We start from the raw sequence: 16,599 nt of genomic DNA, 5'->3' as shown, positions 1-16,599 counted from the left end.
CGCAATTCATGATCCCGCCACCGCCGGACGATACCGCCCTGGTGCAGCGGCACGCTGACCTGGTAAGGCGTATCGCCCACCACATGGCGGCGCGGTTACCGGCCAGCGTCGACGTCGGCGACCTGATCCAGGCCGGCTTGATCGGCCTGCTCGAAGCCGCGCGCAACTACAGCGGCGCCCACGGCGCTTCCTTCGAGACCTATGCCGGCATCCGCATCCGCGGCGCCATGCTCGACGAGTTGCGTCGTGGTGACTGGGCGCCGCGTTCGGTGCACCGGCGCCTGCGCGAGATCAGCGCGGCGATCCGGACCATCGAACAGGAAGAGGGGCGCGAGGCGCGCGATGCCGAGGTGGCTAAGCGCATCGGCATCAGTCTCGACGAATACCATGACAGTCTCAGCGATGCCACACGCTGCCAGGTGCTGTCCACCAGCGCGCGCGATGACGATGACAGCGACATGGACTGCGCCGCCGAAGGCGGTCCGCAGCAGGATCTGGAGCGCAGCGAATTCCAGCATGAGTTGGCGGCCGCGATCCAGTCGCTGCCGCAGCGCGAAAAGCTGGTTCTTTCCATGTATTACGACGACGAACTGAACCTGCGCGAAATCGGCGCGGTGCTCGAAGTCAGTGAAAGCCGCGTCTGCCAGATCCACGGCCAGGCCCTGCTGCGCCTGCGCGCGCGGCTCGCCGCCTACGCCGCCGACGGCGGCGCCGCATGAACCCGCAAGCCGCCTTCAACCATCGGCCGCCGCAGCGCGCGGCCCGGAGATAGAGTTTTGGACAAGAACATCAGAGTCCTCATCGTCGACGACTTCTCGACCATGCGCCGCATCGTCAAGAACCTCCTGCACGACCTTGGTTACGTCAACACCACCGAGGCCGACGACGGCAAGACCGCCTGGACCGCATTGCAGACCGGCTCCTTCGACCTGGTCGTCACCGACTGGAACATGCCCGGCATGACCGGCCTCGACCTGCTCAAGAACATCCGCTCCGATGCGCGCCTGTCCTCGCTCAAGGTGCTGATGGTCACGGCCGAGGCGCAGCGCGAGCAGATCATCGAGGCCGCCAAGGCGGGGGTCAACGGCTACATCATCAAGCCGTTCACCGCCGTCACGCTCAAGGAGAAACTGGACAAGATCGCGCAGCGCAGCGTCGGAGCTCCCGCATGAAAGCCGCGGAATCCGGCACGCAGCGTGACGACGCGCTTTATGCCGGCGTGGCCCGGCTGACGCGCAGCCTGCACGACAACCTGCGCGAGTTGGGTCTGGACGGCCGGCTCACGCGCTTCGCCGGCAACGACATGCCGGACGCCTGCGTACGGCTGGACCACGTGGTGAAGATGACCGAGGAGGCCGCTCATCGGACGCTCGACCTGGTCGATGACGGCCGCGCCATCGCCGATAGTCTGGCCGATGTGCGCGTTCATCTGGCCCGTCTGCACCATGACGGCCCGGAGCGAGGGCTGCTGGAGGCCCGGCTGGCAGTGGATGACGCGGAGGTGCGCCTGCGCGGCACGCTGACAGCGCTGGCCCAGGCACAGGAATACCAGGATTTGTCCGGCCAGATGATCCGCCGTGTCATCGATCTGGTGCGCAACGTCGAGGCTGCGCTGCTCGAATTGCTGGGCGAGGACGCGGTTCAGTCCGCGCCGGAGCTGCCGCTAAACGAACCACAGGCCGCGTTGCCCGGGCCGGCGCTACCCGGTACTGCCGGCGCGGCCGACCAGGGCGATGCCGATCGCCTGCTTGCCAGTCTCGGCTTCTGAAGCCGGGTTACCGAAGGACCCAGGATCGAGATCGCGGCATGAGCACCGACACCGACGACGATATCCGCGCCGACTTCCTCGCCGAGTCGGGCGAGCTGATGGCCGCCCTGGGCCAGCAGCTGGTCGAGCTGGAACGGCGGCCGGCCGACGGCGAACTGCTCAATGCCGTATTTCGCGGCTTCCACACCATCAAAGGCGGCGCCGGCTTCCTCGGCCTGGAAGCGATGGTAGCGTTATGCCACGCTGCGGAAGAAGTATTCAATGCCCTGCGCAAGGGTGAATGCCGCATGGATCCGGATCTGATGGACGCGGCGCTGGAAGCGCTGGAAAGTTTGCAGGTGATGCACGCGGCGGCGGAGGCCGGCCGCACGCCAGCCTCCGCCAAGGCCGGACTGATCGGGCGGTTGCGCCAGGCGACGCAGGCGCCGCCACCCGTCGCAGTCGCGGCGCCCGCCACCGGGGCCGCCGCGGACAACGGCGCCATTACCGACGATGAATTCGAAGCCTTGCTCGACCAGCTGCACGGCGAAGGGCGGGGGCCCGGCAGCGTCACGGTCGAAAGCAATGCCGCCATCGAGCCGTCTCCGGAAGCGGACGCGCATCCCCTCGCACGTCAGACCGCGGCCGAAAGCAGTGTGCGCGTGGATACCGCGGCGCTGGATGGCATGATGAACCTGGTGGGCGAGCTGGTGCTGGTGCGCAACCGCCTCAAGCGCCTCTGCGGGCGCGCCGACCAGGGTCCGGAGGCACGCGCCGTCGGGGAGCTCGACCACATCACGCGCAGCCTGCAGGCCGCGGTGATGCGCGTACGCATGCAGCCGATCCGCCGCGTCTTCTCGCGCTTCCCCCGGCTGGCGCGCGAAGTGGCGCGCGGCCTGGGCAAGCAGGTCGAGGTCGAACTGGTCGGCGAGGACACCGGGCTGGACAAGAGCCTGGTCGAGGCGCTGGCCGATCCGCTGGTGCACATGGTGCGCAACAGCGTCGATCACGGCATCGAGCCGCCGGCGCAGCGCCTCTCCGCGGGCAAGCCCGTCATCGGCCGCTTGCGCCTGAGCGCGCGGCAGGCCGGCGACCAGATCCTGATCACGGTGGAAGACGACGGCGCCGGCATGGACGCGGAGCGGCTGCGCGGCAAGGCGGTCGAGAAAGGATTGCTTGCCGCCGCCGATGCGGCACGCCTGTCGCTACAGGAATGCCTGCAACTGATCTTCCGGCCGGGCTTCTCCACCAAGGACCAGGTCAGTGAGCTGTCCGGCCGCGGCGTCGGCATGGACGTGGTCAAGTCCTCCATCACCGCCCTCGGCGGTTCGGTGCAGATCGAGTCCCGCCTGGGTTTCGGCAGCAGTATCCACCTGCGCGTGCCGCTGACTCTGGCGATCCTGCCGGCGCTGATGATCGGTGTCGGTCCGCGCCTGCTCGCCCTGCCGCTGGCGCCTGTACTGGACGTATTCGAACTCGATCCTGCGCAACTACGCCGGCTCGACCGCTGGGACGTGCTGTTGCATCGCAAGGAAACCCTGCGCCTGATCCACCTGCACCGCTGGCTCGATCTGCTGGCCGCCGCCGATGCGCCGCGCCACGTGGTGGTGGCCCAGGTGGAGAACGAGCGCTATGGCTTCGTCGTCAGCCAGGTGCACGCGCGCGAGGAAGTGGTGATCAAGCCCCTCGGCGCCATGCTGCGCGGCTTGGCCGGCATCGCCGGCGCCACCGTCACCGGCAGCGGCCGCGTGGCACTCATCCTCGATTTGCCCGGCCTGGTGCGCGCCGGCCCCGGTGCGGAGTAAGAAGCAATGGACTTGCTGAGCATCATCGGCTTCCTGCTGGGCTTCACCGCCATCATCGGCGGCACCTTCCTGCACGGCGGCGGCATCGAAAACCTGGTTGGCGCCGCGGCCGCGGTCATCGTCTTCGTCGGTACCACAGCCGCCATCCTGCTGCAGACGCCGATGCCCACTTTCATCCATGCGCTGAAGATGCTGCGCTGGGTGTTCAAGCCACCCGCCCACAATCCAAAGGCCCTGATCGAGCGCATCGTCGAGTGGAGCAACGCTGCCCGCAAGCAGGGTCTGCTGGCCCTGGAGAACAGCGTCGAGACCGAATCCGACCCCTTCATCAAAAAGGGCCTGCAGCTGCTGGTGGACGGCGCCGAGCCTGACGTGATCCGCAATACCCTGGACGTGGAACTGGCCAACCGCGAGCACTTCGACCTGGCCAGCGCTAAGGTGTTCGAGGGCATGGGCATCTACTCGCCGACCATGGGCATCATCGGTGCCGTGATGGGCCTGATGGAAGTGATGGCCAACCTGGCCGATCCGAGCAAACTCGGCCCGGGCATAGCCGCCGCCTTCGTCGCCACGATCTACGGCATCGCCTCGGCCAACCTGTTCTTTCTGCCGATGGCGTCGAAGCTCAAGGCCGTGACCAACGACCAGTCGCGCATCCGCGAGCTGGTGATCGAGGGCCTGGTGTCGATCTCGCAGGGCGAGAACCCGCGCAATATCGAATCCAAGCTGCAAGGTTACCTGCACTAGCACGCACTCACATGGCCAAGCGCAACAAGCACGAGGAACACGGCAACCACGAAGCCTGGGCCATCCCCTATGGCGACATGGTGACCCTCCTGCTGGCCTTCTTCGTGGTGATGTACTCCATCTCCTCGGTCAACGAGGGCAAATATCGCGTGCTGTCCGACGCCCTGTCCCATGCCTTCGGCGGCCCGCCCAAGTCGATCAAGCCGGTGCAGATCGGCACCCACAAGCAGAGCGGCACCGACAGCGACCAGAAGATCAACATCTTCGAGAAGGACAGCGTCGAGCAGTCCGTAGCCGGCGACATGCGTGACCTGCGCAACCCTGTGGTGCTGCCTGGCCGCAACAAGATCCAGATCTCCCAGCAGCAGACCAGCGCCTCGGGCAGTACCGGCTACGCCGAACAGCACGCCGCCTTGCAGCGCATGGCCGATGCCGTGCAGAAGGCCATGGGCCCGCTGATCGACCGCAACATGATCATCGTGCGCAAGTCCGAGCAGAAGCTGGAAATCGAGATCCGCACCGACATCCTCTTCGCCAGCGGTTCCGCCCTGGTCGACGAGCGCGCCCTGCCGATCCTGTCGCGCCTGGCCGGCATCCTGCAGCCTTTCCCCAATGCCCTGCGCATCGAAGGGCATACCGACAACGTGCCGATCCACACCGGGGCCTTCGCCTCCAATTGGGAGCTGTCGGCGGCACGCGCTGCCAGCGTGGTGCACCTGTTCATGGAGCAGGGCGTCGATCCGCACCGCATGAGCGTCGAAGGCTTCGGCGAATACCGGCCCGCCGGTGACAACGGCAGCAGTGATGGCCGCAACCGCAATCGCCGGGTGGTGCTGGTGGTGCTTGCCGAAGGCAGCCAGCCGGTGCCGGTAGCCGGCGGCGGCGGTGACGTCTCCATGCCGCCGGCCAGCGGTCCGGGACCGGACAAGACCACCGAGCCGCCGTCCGCAACGGCAGGCGGAGAGTCAGCCGCCGTGCCCGATCGGGCGCCGCCGCCGGTATCCCCGGGAGATACGCCCCCATGAAAGCAGCTATCGGCAATGTGAAGGGTGCACGCCGTGAAGACGGCAAGGTTACGCGCTGGGTCGGCTTCCGTGTCGGCAGCCAGAATTACGCGCTCGATATCCTGCGCGTGCAGGAAGTGCTGGCCGCCGCCGAGATCGAACCGGTACCCGGCACGCCGCCCGCGATACTGGGCGTCACCAACCTTCGCGGCCGCATCGTTACCGTGGTCGATCTGCGCCGCTGCCTCGGCCTCGGCGCTGCGATGGCGGATGCTCCCTGCAGTGTCATCGTCGCCGAGATCGAAGGCGAGCCGGTCGGTCTGCGTGTCGACGGTGTGGCGGAGATCTGCAGCATTGCCACCGCCGCGATCAAGCCGGCCCCGGCGACGCAGGGCCGCATTCCAGACCCCCTGGTGCGTGGCATCGTCAGCCGCGGCGGTGAGGGCGGCATGCTGACACTGCTCGATGCCGATCGCCTCGGCGTGGTCGCCGCGCTACCGTTTTGATGCCCGGTGCCGTTCGACCCTGATTTTCCCTCCGCTCGTCGCCGGTCCGTTCGGCGCGCCTTCAGGGCCGTTGCTGCTACGCCGCTACTGACTCAGGTGAGGGAGAAATGAGCCATGCACGAAACCGACTCCGCTGTCAGGCCCGCCGTGCCTCGGGCGGGATCCACGCGCTCCCGTCGCGTCAAGGCGTTGCGTCTGCAAGCCGAACTGGGCATCGATAGTGTCGGCGCTCTCAAGGAACAATTGACACGTGTGCTCGACCAGCCGGCCAAGGTCGTTCTCGACGCCGGCGAAGTAACGCGCGTGCATACCGCAGCTTTGCAGCTGTTCTGCCTGTTCTGCCGCGACCGCCGTGCCGAGGGCCGCGAAGTCGAGTTTGCGCGGCCTTCGCCGGCACTGCTCGCCGCGGCCGCCCTGCTCGGCGCATCGACCCTTCTGCAACTGGCCAAGGCAGCGCCATGAGCCGCATCCTCGCGGTAGACGATTCCAGCTCGATGCGCCAGATGGTGGCCTTCACCCTCAGCTCAGCCGGCTTCGACGTGGTCGAAGCACCGGATGGTGCCGTGGCACTCGCGCTTGCGCAAAAGGAGAAGTTCGGACTGGTGCTGGCAGACGTCAACATGCCCAATATGGATGGCATCTCCCTGGTGCGCGCCCTGCGCAGCCTGCCGGAATACAAGTTCACGCCCCTGCTGATGCTGACCACCGAGTCAGGCCCGGAAAAGAAGCAGGAGGGCAAGGCAGCCGGCGCCACCGGCTGGTTGGTCAAGCCATTCAACCCGGAGCAGTTGCTCAATACCGTCAAGCGCGTGCTCGGCTGAACGAAAACGTCATGAGCATCGATCTGGCGCAGTTCCATCGCACTTTCTTCGAGGAATGCTTCGAGGGTATAGACCTGATGGAACGCGACCTGCTGCGCATGGGCGGCGGCCCCGGCGGCGAGACGGTGAACGCGGTATTCCGCGCCGCGCATTCGATCAAGGGCGGCGCCGCCACCTTCGGCTTCGCCGCCATCGCCTCGTTTACGCATCATATGGAAACCCTGCTGGACCAGATGCGCAGCGGCACCCGCGCCATCTCGGACCCGGCGGTCGACTTGCTGCTGCGCGCTACCGATGCTCTGCGCAGTCTGCTCGCAGCCGCGCGCGACGGAGAGCCCCTGGATACCGCGCGGGTGGCCGGGGCGCAGGCGGCGCTGGAGGCCTTTCTCGGCGCGGCGGATGCTCCGGAGTCCACGGCCGTCGCCGTTCCCGCAGTTGAGCAGGCCTACCTGATCCGCTTCGTGCCGGCGCCGGATTTGTTCCGCAGCGGCAACGACCCGCTGCTGATCCTGCGCGAACTGGCGACGCTCGGAACCCTGGAAACCAGGCTCGACCTCGACACCGCGCCGGCCTTTGCCGAATGCGACGCGGAGTCCTGCCATATGGCCTGGTCGCTGCGTCTGCTCAGCAGCCACTCCCGCGCCGAGCTGCAGGAGGTCTTTGCCTGGGTGGAAGGTAGCTGCGAACTGGATATCCGTCTTGAATCCGCCGCCGCGCCACCTGCGGCGGTGGCCACCACCGGACCGGCCGTCCATGCCGTGGCCGCGCCGACGCCACGCCCCGGCGAGCACACCGTCGGCGACGGCGGCTCGATCCGCGTCGGCACCGACAAGATCGACGCGCTGATGAACCTGGTCGGCGAGCTGATCATCACCCAGGCCATGCTCGCCCAGCTTGCCGGCGCGCTCGACCCGGTGCTGAACGAGAAACTGCTCGCCGGCCTGTCGCAGCTCGACCGCAACACCCGCCTGTTGCAGGAAGCGGTGATGAGCACCCGCATGCTGCCTATCGACAGCGTTTTCAGCCGCTTCCCGCGCCTGGTCCGCGACCTCGCCGCCAAGCTCGGCAAGCAGGTACGCCTCACCACCGTGGGCGAGAGCACCGAGCTCGACAAGAGCGTGATCGAGAAGATCAGCGATCCGCTCAATCACCTGGTACGCAACAGCCTCGACCACGGCATCGAATCGCCGGAGGCGCGCAGCGCCGCCGGCAAGGATGCCGTTGGCACGGTGACGCTGAAGGCGGCCCACCAGGGCGACAACATCCTGGTCGAGGTCTGCGACGACGGCCGCGGCCTCGATCGCGCACGCATCCTGGCCAAGGCGCGCGAGCAGGGCATCGCCTGCACCGACGCGATGAGCGATGCCGAAGTCTGGCAGTTGATCTTCGCACCCGGATTCTCCACAGCAGATCGGGTTACCGACGTATCCGGCCGCGGCGTGGGCATGGATGTGGTGAAGAAAAACATCGCTGCCTTGGGCGGCAGCGTGGAGCTGCACTCCAGCGCCGGTCGTGGCTCGCGCACCGTGATCCGCTTGCCGCTGACCCTCGCCATCCTCGACGGCATGTCGGTAGGCGTATCCGGCGAGATCTTCATCCTGCCGCTGTCCGCTGTGATCGAGTCGCTACAGCCGCAGGCCGAGCAGGTCAAGCGGGTGGTGCACCAGGGCACCGTGGTACGGGTGCGCAACGAATACCTGCCCCTGGTTGACCTGCGCCAGTGGTTCGGGCTGAGCGGCAAGAGCCGTCCACTGCACGAGGCCATTGCTGTGATCGTCGAATCCGAGGGCCGCAAGCTGGCCTTGCAGGTAGACGAACTGGTCGGGCAGCAGCAGGTGGTGATCAAGAGCCTGGAAGCCAACTACCGTCGTATCCGCGGAGTCTCCGGCGCCACCATCCTGGGCGACGGCCGCGTCTCCCTGATCCTCGACGTCGGCGCCATCGTGCGCCTGTTCAGCCAGGCCCAGGCGGCCTGAGCTCCTCCATTTCCATTGCCGAGAACCCCAGCGATGAGCACCACCGGTCACGAAAGCGCCAAGCCAACCGAGGCGGCCGCGCCCGCGGCCCCGGACGAATTCCTCACCTTCACCCTGGGCCAGGAAGAGTACGGCGTGGACATCCTCAAGGTGCAGGAAATCCGCGGCTACGACACCGTGACGCGGATTCCGGAGGCGCCGGACTTCATCAAGGGCGTGATCAACCTGCGCGGCACCATCGTGCCGGTGGTCGACATGCGCCTCAAGTTTCACCTGGCCAGCGCCGAATACAACGAATTCACCGTGATGATCATCCTCAACGTGGCGCGGCGCGTGGTCGGCATGGTGGTCGACGGCGTATCCGATGTGATGCAACTCAGCGCCGAGCAGATCCGCCCGGCCCCGGAATTCGGCAGCAGCGTCAACACCCGCTTCATTACCGGCATTGGCACGCTTGAGCAACGCATGCTGATCCTGATCGACATCGAAAAGCTGATGAGCAGCCAGGACATGGCGCTCATGGACAGCGTTGCCATCCACTGAACCAGAACCGCCGAGGAATACCATGAAACCCAGCCCCAAGAAGTCCGGCGTGAAGGCCGCAGCCAAGAAAGCACCGCAGCGCAAGACGGCAGCGAAGCCAAAGCCGGCGCCGGGCGCCGACCTGGCGCGTCGGCTGGAGGTGGCAGAAGCGGTGATTGCCGCGATTTCGCGTCTGCGTGCGGTGCTCGAACTGCTGCCGGACGGCGGCATCCTCGGCGCCAACGACAATTTCCTGCACGCCACCGGCTACGGTCTGGACGAAATCAAGGGTCGCAACTACGCCATGCTGGTCGATCCAGTACATCGCGAAAGTGCGGCTTACCAGGCTTTCTGGGAAAAGCTCGGTCGCGGCGAGAGCGTCGCCGGACACTACAAGCTGATCGGCAAGTCCGGCAAGGAAATCTGGATGCAGGCCAATTTCAATCCGGTGCTGGGCCGTGATGGCCGGCCGTTCAAGATTTCCACCTACGCTACTGACGTCACCGCGCAGAAGCTGCACGAAGCCGACATGGAAGGTCAGCTTGCCGCCATCGACAAGGCACAGGCGGTAATCGAATTCAACCTTGACGGCCACATCCTCAAGGCGAATGCCAACTTCCTCGGCGCGCTGGGTTACTCGCTGGAGGAAGTGCAGGGCCAGCATCACAGCATGTTCGTCGACCCGGCGCAGCGCGCCAGCGCCGAATACCGCATGTTCTGGGAGAAGCTGGGCCGCGGGGAATACGACGCCGGTCAGTACAAGCGTATCGGCAAGGGGGGCAAGGAAGTCTGGATACAGGCCGCCTACAACCCCATCATGGATACGAACGGCAAGCCGTTCAAAGTGGTGAAGTACGCTACCGACATCACGGCGCAGGTCAGGGATGCCAACGACTTGAATGTCGCGGTCGAACAGGTCCTGGCCACGCTGTCCGCCGCGGGTATGGGCGACATGTCGCAGCGCATCCCGATGGAGGGTAAGAAAGGTTCGATAGGATCGCTGTGCGGCGGCGTAAATTCCGTGCTCGAAAGCATTTCCCTGATGCAGGTCCGCGAGAAGCTGCAGGCCGCGGAAACCGCGCGCATCAAGCAGGGCCTGGACGTCGTCGCAACCAACGTTATGGTCGCCGACGCCGACCTCAATGTGGTGTACGTCAACGAATCCATCAAGGAGATGCTGATCGCGGCCGAATCCGACATCCGCAAGGATCTGCCGGCGTTCAACGCCCGCGGCGTGGTCGGCACCAATATCGATACCTTCCACAAGAATCCGGCACACCAGCGTGGCCTGCTGGCCCGGATGACCTCCACGCACAACGCCAAGCTGAACATCGGCGGCCGCACGTTCTCCCTGATCCTGAACCCCATCAACGGTGACAACGGCGAGCGCCTGGGCTATGTCGTCGAATGGAAGGACATGACCGCCGATCTGCTCGCCTCGGCCCGTGAGCAGGAGCGCATCGCGAACGAAAAACGTCTGTCCGACGAGAACGCGCGAATCCGCAACGCGTTGGACAACGTGACCACCAACGTCATGATCGCCAACAACAACCGCGAAATCATGTACGCCAACAAGTCGCTGGTGACGATGCTGACCCGGGCTGAGGGCGACCTGCGCAAGGATCTGCCGACGTTCGACGTGCGCAAGCTGATGGGCGAGTCGATCGACCAGTTCCACAAGCATCCCGAACACCAGAGGCGCATGATCGAAGGCCTGCGCGATACACATCGCGCGCAGATCAAGGTCGGCGGACGCACCTTCGTGCTGACGGTAAACCCGATTCTGAATGGCGGGGGAGAGCGGCTCGGCACCGTCGTCGAGTGGCTGGATCGCACCGTGGAAGTTGCGGTGGAAGCCGAAGTGGGCGACATCGTCAGGGCCGCGGTCGACGGCGATTTCAGCCGTCGCATCGAAGTCAACGGCAAGGAAGGGTTCTTCAAGCAGCTTGCCGAGGGCATGAACCAGTTGCTCCAGACCAGCGCGGTAGGCCTGGAAGAGGTAGTGCGGGTGTTGGGCGCGCTGGCCAAGGGTGATCTGACGGAAAAAATCACCAGCGAATACAAGGGCACCTGGGGGCAGCTCAAGGACGACGCCAATACCACGGTCGCCCAGCTTACGCAGATCGTCGGCCAGATCAAGATGGCCAGCGACACCATCAATACCGGCGCCCGCGAAATCGCCAGCGGCAACCAGGACCTGTCGGCCCGCACCGAGCAGCAGGCGGCGAGCCTGGAAGAAACGGCGGCTTCAATGGAGCAGCTGACCAGCACCGTCAAACAGAATGCGGAAAACGCCAGGCAGGCCAACCAACTGGCGATCGGCGCCAGCGACATCGCGGTGAGAGGCGGAAAGGTAGTGAGCGAGGTGGTCACGACCATGAGCGCGATCAACGACTCGTCGAAGAAAATCGTTGACATCATCAGCGTCATCGATGGCATCGCCTTCCAGACCAACATCCTCGCACTCAACGCTGCCGTCGAGGCGGCGCGCGCGGGTGAACAGGGCAGGGGCTTCGCCGTAGTCGCGGCGGAAGTGCGCAGCCTGGCCCAGCGCTCCGCCGCGGCCGCCAAGGAAATCAAATCCCTGATCGGAGACTCCGTGGAGAAGGTCGGCAACGGCTCCAAGCTGGTCGAGCAGGCCGGCAAGACCATGGACGAGATCGTCACCAGCGTCAAACGTGTCACCGACATCATGGCGGAAATCACCGCCGCTTCGCAGGAGCAGAGCCAGGGCATCGAGCAGGTCAACCAGACCATCACGCAGATGGACGAGGTGACCCAGCAAAACGCGGCGCTGGTGGAGGAGGCCACCGCTTCGGCGCGTTCCATGGAAGAACAGGCCGAAGGTCTGTCCCACTCGGTAAGTCAGTTCAAGGTCGAAGAAGCGGCTGCGGAGATGTCCCGCCCCGGCCGCCCTGCCGCGACTGTGGTGCCGCTGCCGCGCCCGGCGGCGAGTTCGTCGTCGCGGGATGTCAGAAAGCTGGTGCGGGCCAAGAATCCGCCGCCTCGCCACAACGGCGCCGCCAGGGTCGCTGCGCAGGAATCCGCCAAACAGGACGAGCAGTGGAAGGAATTCTGAAGTCTTCGGGCCCATCATCGGGAGGCGCATCATGTACATTCAACAGGACGGGTCGCCCGCACCGGGCTGGATCGGGGTTGGTGTCCGCTGGCTGGCCAACTACGGCTTGGGCCTGTGCGGCGCTCCCTATGCGTTGACCGAAGCTGCGCCGGGGGACGGGCAAGCGGATCGCCGGACGAAATCGCTGCCGCGGCAAGCGTCGCAGATGACGTGGCTGCCGCCGAAACCGTGAGTCAGACGGCGGAAGCGTTGGCGGATACGCGACAGCGAGAGTTCGCTTTCACGCGGCGCGATTTCGAACGCGTGCGCCGCCTGATCCGCGAGCGGGCGGGCATCGCCCTGATGGACGGCAAGCAGGACATGGTCTACAGCCGTCTGGCGCGGCGCCTGCGCATGCTGGCTCTTGGCTCGTTCTCCGAGTATCTGGACCACCTCGAAAGCGCCCGCGACGCCGCCGAGTGGCAAGCCTTCACCAATGCGCTCACCACCAATCTGACTTCGTTCTTCCGCGAGCCGCATCATTTCGAACGGCTGCAGGAGGTGTTCGCGCAGCGTGCGCCGGGAGAGCGTCTGCTGCTGTGGTGCGCGGCGGCGAGCACCGGCGAGGAGCCCTATTCTCTGGCCATCACCGCCGCGGAGGCCTTCGGCACCTTGTCGCCTCCGGTATCGATACTGGCCACCGACATTGATACACAGGTGCTGGCCACTGCCGAGCGCGGCATCTACCCGCTGGAGCGGATCGCCGATCTGACGCCCGAGCGGCGCCGCAGGTTCTTCCGAAGGGGCCAGGGTTCGAACGAAGGCAACTGCCGTGTCATCGACGAGTTGCGTAGTCTGATCAGTTTCCGCCGCCTCAACCTGCTCGACGGGCGCTACCCGCTGCGCGGTCCGTTCAAGGCGATCTTCTGCCGCAACGTCATGATCTACTTCGACAAGCCCACGCAATATCTGGTGCTGCAGCGGATGATGCCGCTGCTGGCCTTGGACGGCCTGTTCTTTGCCGGACATTCCGAGAGCTTCTTCCACGCCACCGATCTGGTCATTCCCTGCGGCCGCACCATTTACCGGCGTGCCGACGCCGAGGCGGCCTAGGCCTATGTACACCATGCGCAAGGCGCGCATTGAAGCGCAACCGGCGGAATCGCGCCAGCGCGCCGCCGACCCTACAGCCTACTTCGACCCCCGGTTCCGCGCCGCAGCGCTGAAAGTGCTTCCGGGTGAATACATCGTCACCGATAGCGATGTCATGCTGGTCACGGTGCTTGGCTCCTGCGTCTCTGCCTGCCTGCGTGATCCCGTTGCCGGCGTCGGCGGCATGAATCATTTCATGCTGCCGGATACCACCGGCGGCGGCGCGGCTGGCGAGTCCGCACGCTATGGCAGCTACGCCATGGAAGTGCTGATCAACGAATTGCTCAAGCGCGGCGCCATGCGCCGCAATCTCGAGGCCAAGGTATTCGGCGGCGGTGCGGTGCTCCCTGGATTCACCGTCAACAACGTCGGACAGCGCAACGGCCGTTTTGTCCTCGATTACCTCAAGGCCGACGAGATTCCGGTGGTGGCGCAGGATCTGTTCGACGTCTATCCGCGCCGTGTGCACTACTTTCCCCTGAGTGGCCGGGTGCTGGTGCGGCGCCTGCCCTCCGCGAACGAACCCGAGGTGCTGGCCAGCGAAGGCCTGTATCGCTCGCGGCTGCGCCAGGCGCCGGTGGAAGGGACGGTGGAGCTGTTCGAGTGAAGCCAATCCGCGTCCTGGTGATCGACGACTCCGCCCTGATGCGGCAGCTGCTGACCGAATTGTTGTCGCGCGATGGCGGCCTGGAAGTGGTCGGTAGCGCGCCCGATCCCCTGGTGGCGCGGGAAAAGATCAAGCAGCTCAATCCAGATGTGTTGACGCTCGACGTCGAGATGCCGCGCATGGACGGCCTCACCTTCCTCGAAAACCTGATGCGCCTGCGGCCGATGCCGGTGGTGATGGTCTCCTCCCTCACCGAGCGCGGCGCGGAAGTCACCCTGCAGGCCATGGAACTGGGCGCGGTGGACTTCGTCACCAAGCCCAAGCTCGACGTAGCCCAGGGTATGACCGCCTATGCCGATGAACTCGCCGCCAAGATCCGCATGGCCGCCGGTGCGCGCATCCGGCAGCGGCAGCCGGCGGAAGCGGCGCCGCCACCACGCCGCCGTATCGGCGGCTTCAGCACCACCGAGCGCATCATCGCCATCGGCGCCTCCACCGGTGGCACCGAGGCGATCCGCGAGGTACTGGAGCAGATGCCCGCCGACGCGCCGGCGATACTCATCGCCCAGCACATTCCGGCCCTGTTCTCCCGCCCCTTTTCCGAGCGCATGAACCGCCATTCGGCCATGGCCGTATGCCAGGCCGAGGACGGCCAGCAGGTGGTGCCTGGTCATGTCTACATCGCCCCCGGCGACCGCCACCTGTTGTTGGCGCGCAATGGTGCCCGCTACGTCTGCCGCCTCGGCGAGGGCGCGCCGGAAAACCGTCACCGCCCCAGCGTCGACACCCTGTTCCGTTCGGTGGCGCAACAGGCCGGCAACAACGCTGTCGGCGCACTGCTCACGGGAATGGGCGAGGACGGTGCGCGTGGCCTGCTCCTGCTGCGCCAGGCCGGCGCGCCGACCCTGGCGCAGGACGAGGCCAGCAGCGTGGTGTGGGGCATGCCCGGTACGGCGGTGCGCCTGGGTGGCGCACAGGAAGTCGTGCCGCTGCCGGAGATCGCCGCGCGCCTGCTGTCCCTGGCCGCGCAGGCGGCGAACGGCGACCCGGCCAGCTCAAGGACCGCGGCCGCCGGCCGCTAACCACCATACGGAACCCTCCAAGCGAACCCGCCATGCCCACCACCTTGCACGCCCTGATCTACAAGCCCTTCCTGCCGCCCCTGGGCCTGGCCATCGCGGCCTTCGTGGTGCGGCTTTACGACTCGCCCCCAGAGCTGTACTGGCTGCTGCTCACCGCCACCTTCGTCGCCTGGCTGTGGACCACCTGGAAGGTCGGCGGCGCCCTGGCCCGCGCCCAGGCAAGGGAGCAGCGGCGGCAGGAGCTGAGCACCCAGCAGGGCAAGGTACTGGAAGAGCTGTGCGGCGCCCTTGATGGCGACGTCCGCGGCGTACAGACCGAGATCGCCCGTGTCCGCGGCCTGATCACCGAGGCGGCCCGTGAGCTTTCGGCCAGCTTCGACACCATGAACCGCCAGGCCAAGGCGCAGGAAGCGGCGGTCGCCCACATCGTCAACCAGAGTGGCAACGGCGACAATCGCGGCGCCGGCGTGCGCCAGTTCGCGCAACAGGCCGGGCAGTTGATGGAAGGCCTGGTCAACGTGCTGGCCGAAGCCAGCCGGCAGAGCGCGGCAAGCGTGCAGCTGATCGACGCCATGGTGAAGCAGTTCGACGCCATCTTCGAACTGCTCGGCGACGTCAAGACCATCGCCGACCAGACCAACCTGCTGGCACTCAATGCCGCCATCGAGGCTGCCCGGGCCGGCGACGCCGGCCGCGGCTTTGCCGTGGTGGCGGAAGAAGTGCGCAACCTGTCGGAGCGCTCCAACAACTTCAACGAGCAGATCCGCAAGCTGGTCTACAGCTCCAAGGATGCCATTGCCACGGTACGCGATACCGTTGGCGCCATGGCCGTGCGCGATACCAGCACCAGTCAGCAGGCGCGCACCCAGGTGGGCGAACTGCTGACCCAGATCGAGCGCGTCGACCGCAATCTCTGCGACGGCATGCGCGAAGTCGCCGTCGCCGGCGAGCAGCTCGGCCGCTCGGTCGGGCAGGCCGTGCGCTATCTCCAGTTCGAGGACATCAGCCTGCAAGCCCTGGTCGCCGCGGATACGCACGCGCAGCGCCTGGTGCAGGTCCAGGGCGAAACCGCCCAGTTGGTCTGCGGCAACGTTCCGGCTGCCCTGGCCAGCCATGCCCGCCGCGACAACGCCCTCGGCGAATGGCGCCGTGTGCCGCACAAGCCGGTCGGGCAGGTCTCGATGGACGAAGGTTCGGTCGAATTGTTCTAGTGTCCTGAGTTAGAAGTTCGCTGAATTAATTGTAATTTCCGATGTCCTATCCTTGCATTCGAATGCGGGGACATCATGGGACGAGGAAGGCCAAAGCCGGAGCTGAAGCTCACGGCGGCGGAAGGTGACCAACTGGCGGAATGGACGCGGCGACACAAGACGTCGCAGGCGCTGGCGTTGCGTGCGCGCATCGTGCTGGCCTGTGCGCAAGGCCAATCCAATCTGGACGTGGCCAGCCGACTGCATATTTCTAAGGCAACCGTGAGCAAATGGCGCGTGCGTTTCGTTGCGCATCGCCTGGATGGTTTGCTCGACGAGCCGCGCGCGGGCGCGCCACGGCAGATTGGCGACGACCAGGTCG

The 16,599-nt window shown here is 66.0% G+C and carries 18 protein-coding genes; all 18 read left to right on the top strand.

Annotated elements, in window-relative coordinates; translation table 11 throughout:
- Positions 1 to 8: 8 nt before the first annotated feature.
- Positions 9 to 719 carry an RNA polymerase sigma factor FliA gene (locus BP26_RS0115510; RefSeq protein ID WP_029921485.1) on the top strand — a complete coding sequence of 237 codons (711 nt, stop codon included), beginning with the start codon at positions 9 to 11 and terminating at the stop codon, positions 717 to 719.
- A 57-nt stretch (positions 720 to 776) separates the two neighbouring features.
- Complete coding sequence (locus BP26_RS0115505; RefSeq protein ID WP_029921484.1) at positions 777 to 1,172, top strand: chemotaxis response regulator CheY; 396 nt, start codon at positions 777 to 779, stop codon at positions 1,170 to 1,172.
- Positions 1,169 to 1,768, top strand: a complete 600-nt coding sequence (locus BP26_RS0115500; protein WP_051749026.1) for a protein phosphatase CheZ — start codon at positions 1,169 to 1,171, stop codon at positions 1,766 to 1,768. Before BP26_RS0115505 ends, BP26_RS0115500 begins: the two co-directional genes overlap by 4 nt.
- A gap of 38 nt (positions 1,769 to 1,806) precedes the next feature.
- Complete coding sequence (locus BP26_RS0115495; RefSeq protein WP_029921482.1) at positions 1,807 to 3,552, top strand: chemotaxis protein CheA; 1,746 nt, start codon at positions 1,807 to 1,809, stop codon at positions 3,550 to 3,552.
- A 6-nt stretch (positions 3,553 to 3,558) separates the two neighbouring features.
- On the top strand, positions 3,559 to 4,299 hold the full coding sequence (locus tag BP26_RS0115490; RefSeq protein WP_029921481.1) for a flagellar motor protein: 741 nt from the start codon (positions 3,559 to 3,561) through the stop codon (positions 4,297 to 4,299).
- Positions 4,300 to 4,310: 11 nt separating this feature from the next.
- Positions 4,311 to 5,324 (top strand): flagellar motor protein MotD, encoded by a 1,014-nt coding sequence (motD, locus tag BP26_RS26770; protein WP_051749025.1) that lies wholly within the window; start codon positions 4,311 to 4,313, stop codon positions 5,322 to 5,324.
- A complete protein-coding gene (locus BP26_RS0115480) occupies positions 5,321 to 5,809 on the top strand; it encodes a chemotaxis protein CheW (RefSeq protein ID WP_051749024.1) in 489 nt (162 codons plus the stop codon). Before motD ends, BP26_RS0115480 begins: the two co-directional genes overlap by 4 nt.
- A gap of 114 nt (positions 5,810 to 5,923) precedes the next feature.
- Positions 5,924 to 6,271 carry an STAS domain-containing protein gene (locus BP26_RS28695; RefSeq protein ID WP_084183133.1) on the top strand — a complete coding sequence of 116 codons (348 nt, stop codon included), beginning with the start codon at positions 5,924 to 5,926 and terminating at the stop codon, positions 6,269 to 6,271.
- Entirely contained in the window at positions 6,268 to 6,630 is a 363-nt protein-coding gene (locus BP26_RS0115470) for a response regulator (RefSeq protein ID WP_029921478.1), read from the top strand. Before BP26_RS28695 ends, BP26_RS0115470 begins: the two co-directional genes overlap by 4 nt.
- A gap of 11 nt (positions 6,631 to 6,641) precedes the next feature.
- Positions 6,642 to 8,606 carry a chemotaxis protein CheA gene (locus BP26_RS0115465; protein ID WP_029921477.1) on the top strand — a complete coding sequence of 655 codons (1,965 nt, stop codon included), beginning with the start codon at positions 6,642 to 6,644 and terminating at the stop codon, positions 8,604 to 8,606.
- Between the two features lie 33 nt (positions 8,607 to 8,639).
- The gene (locus BP26_RS0115460) at positions 8,640 to 9,149 is read left to right on the top strand and encodes a chemotaxis protein CheW (RefSeq protein WP_029921476.1); all 510 of its coding nucleotides are present in this window, start codon (positions 8,640 to 8,642) and stop codon (positions 9,147 to 9,149) included.
- Between the two features lie 22 nt (positions 9,150 to 9,171).
- A complete protein-coding gene (locus BP26_RS30895; protein WP_157572555.1) occupies positions 9,172 to 12,207 on the top strand; it encodes a methyl-accepting chemotaxis protein in 3,036 nt (1,011 codons plus the stop codon).
- Positions 12,208 to 12,238: 31 nt separating this feature from the next.
- Positions 12,239 to 12,439: a hypothetical protein gene (locus tag BP26_RS29560; protein WP_157572554.1), complete on the top strand. Its 201-nt coding sequence runs from the start codon at positions 12,239 to 12,241 to the stop codon at positions 12,437 to 12,439.
- A complete protein-coding gene (locus BP26_RS0115450) occupies positions 12,436 to 13,299 on the top strand; it encodes a CheR family methyltransferase (protein ID WP_051749042.1) in 864 nt (287 codons plus the stop codon). Before BP26_RS29560 ends, BP26_RS0115450 begins: the two co-directional genes overlap by 4 nt.
- Before the next feature lie 4 nt (positions 13,300 to 13,303).
- Positions 13,304 to 13,945, top strand: coding sequence for a chemoreceptor glutamine deamidase CheD (gene cheD, locus BP26_RS0115445; RefSeq protein ID WP_029921473.1), 642 nt, complete (start codon positions 13,304 to 13,306; stop codon positions 13,943 to 13,945).
- A 38-nt stretch (positions 13,946 to 13,983) separates the two neighbouring features.
- The gene (locus BP26_RS0115440; RefSeq protein WP_051749040.1) at positions 13,984 to 15,027 is read left to right on the top strand and encodes a protein-glutamate methylesterase/protein-glutamine glutaminase; all 1,044 of its coding nucleotides are present in this window, start codon (positions 13,984 to 13,986) and stop codon (positions 15,025 to 15,027) included.
- A gap of 32 nt (positions 15,028 to 15,059) precedes the next feature.
- Entirely contained in the window at positions 15,060 to 16,238 is a 1,179-nt protein-coding gene (locus BP26_RS0115435) for a methyl-accepting chemotaxis protein (protein ID WP_157572553.1), read from the top strand.
- A 75-nt stretch (positions 16,239 to 16,313) separates the two neighbouring features.
- A partial coding sequence (locus BP26_RS29555) for a helix-turn-helix domain-containing protein (protein WP_029921470.1) occupies positions 16,314 to 16,599 on the top strand: 286 nt, incomplete at its 3' end.

This window comes from Nevskia soli DSM 19509, assembly GCF_000711955.1.
GTDB lineage: Bacteria > Pseudomonadota > Gammaproteobacteria > Nevskiales > Nevskiaceae > Nevskia > Nevskia soli.
The sequence above is the reverse complement of the archived record's forward strand: the minus strand, read 5'-3'. Positions and strand labels throughout refer to the sequence as shown.

What these genes read in the sequence shown, in the direction of transcription:
- BP26_RS28695 (WP_084183133.1), top strand. Translation starts at nt 5,924, where the DNA reads ATGCACGAAACCGACTCCGCTGTCAGGCCCGCCGTGCCTCGGGCGGGA.
- BP26_RS0115435 (WP_157572553.1), top strand. Translation starts at nt 15,060, where the DNA reads ATGCCCACCACCTTGCACGCCCTGATCTACAAGCCCTTCCTGCCGCCC.
- BP26_RS0115480 (WP_051749024.1), top strand. Translation starts at nt 5,321, where the DNA reads ATGAAAGCAGCTATCGGCAATGTGAAGGGTGCACGCCGTGAAGACGGC.
- BP26_RS0115490 (WP_029921481.1), top strand. Translation starts at nt 3,559, where the DNA reads ATGGACTTGCTGAGCATCATCGGCTTCCTGCTGGGCTTCACCGCCATC.
- BP26_RS0115470 (WP_029921478.1), top strand. Translation starts at nt 6,268, where the DNA reads ATGAGCCGCATCCTCGCGGTAGACGATTCCAGCTCGATGCGCCAGATG.
- BP26_RS29560 (WP_157572554.1), top strand. Translation starts at nt 12,239, where the DNA reads ATGTACATTCAACAGGACGGGTCGCCCGCACCGGGCTGGATCGGGGTT.
- BP26_RS0115460 (WP_029921476.1), top strand. Translation starts at nt 8,640, where the DNA reads ATGAGCACCACCGGTCACGAAAGCGCCAAGCCAACCGAGGCGGCCGCG.
- BP26_RS30895 (WP_157572555.1), top strand. Translation starts at nt 9,172, where the DNA reads ATGAAACCCAGCCCCAAGAAGTCCGGCGTGAAGGCCGCAGCCAAGAAA.
- BP26_RS0115510 (WP_029921485.1), top strand. Translation starts at nt 9, where the DNA reads ATGATCCCGCCACCGCCGGACGATACCGCCCTGGTGCAGCGGCACGCT.
- BP26_RS0115465 (WP_029921477.1), top strand. Translation starts at nt 6,642, where the DNA reads ATGAGCATCGATCTGGCGCAGTTCCATCGCACTTTCTTCGAGGAATGC.
- BP26_RS0115495 (WP_029921482.1), top strand. Translation starts at nt 1,807, where the DNA reads ATGAGCACCGACACCGACGACGATATCCGCGCCGACTTCCTCGCCGAG.
- BP26_RS0115440 (WP_051749040.1), top strand. Translation starts at nt 13,984, where the DNA reads ATGCGGCAGCTGCTGACCGAATTGTTGTCGCGCGATGGCGGCCTGGAA.
- cheD (WP_029921473.1), top strand. Translation starts at nt 13,304, where the DNA reads ATGTACACCATGCGCAAGGCGCGCATTGAAGCGCAACCGGCGGAATCG.
- motD (WP_051749025.1), top strand. Translation starts at nt 4,311, where the DNA reads ATGGCCAAGCGCAACAAGCACGAGGAACACGGCAACCACGAAGCCTGG.
- BP26_RS0115500 (WP_051749026.1), top strand. Translation starts at nt 1,169, where the DNA reads ATGAAAGCCGCGGAATCCGGCACGCAGCGTGACGACGCGCTTTATGCC.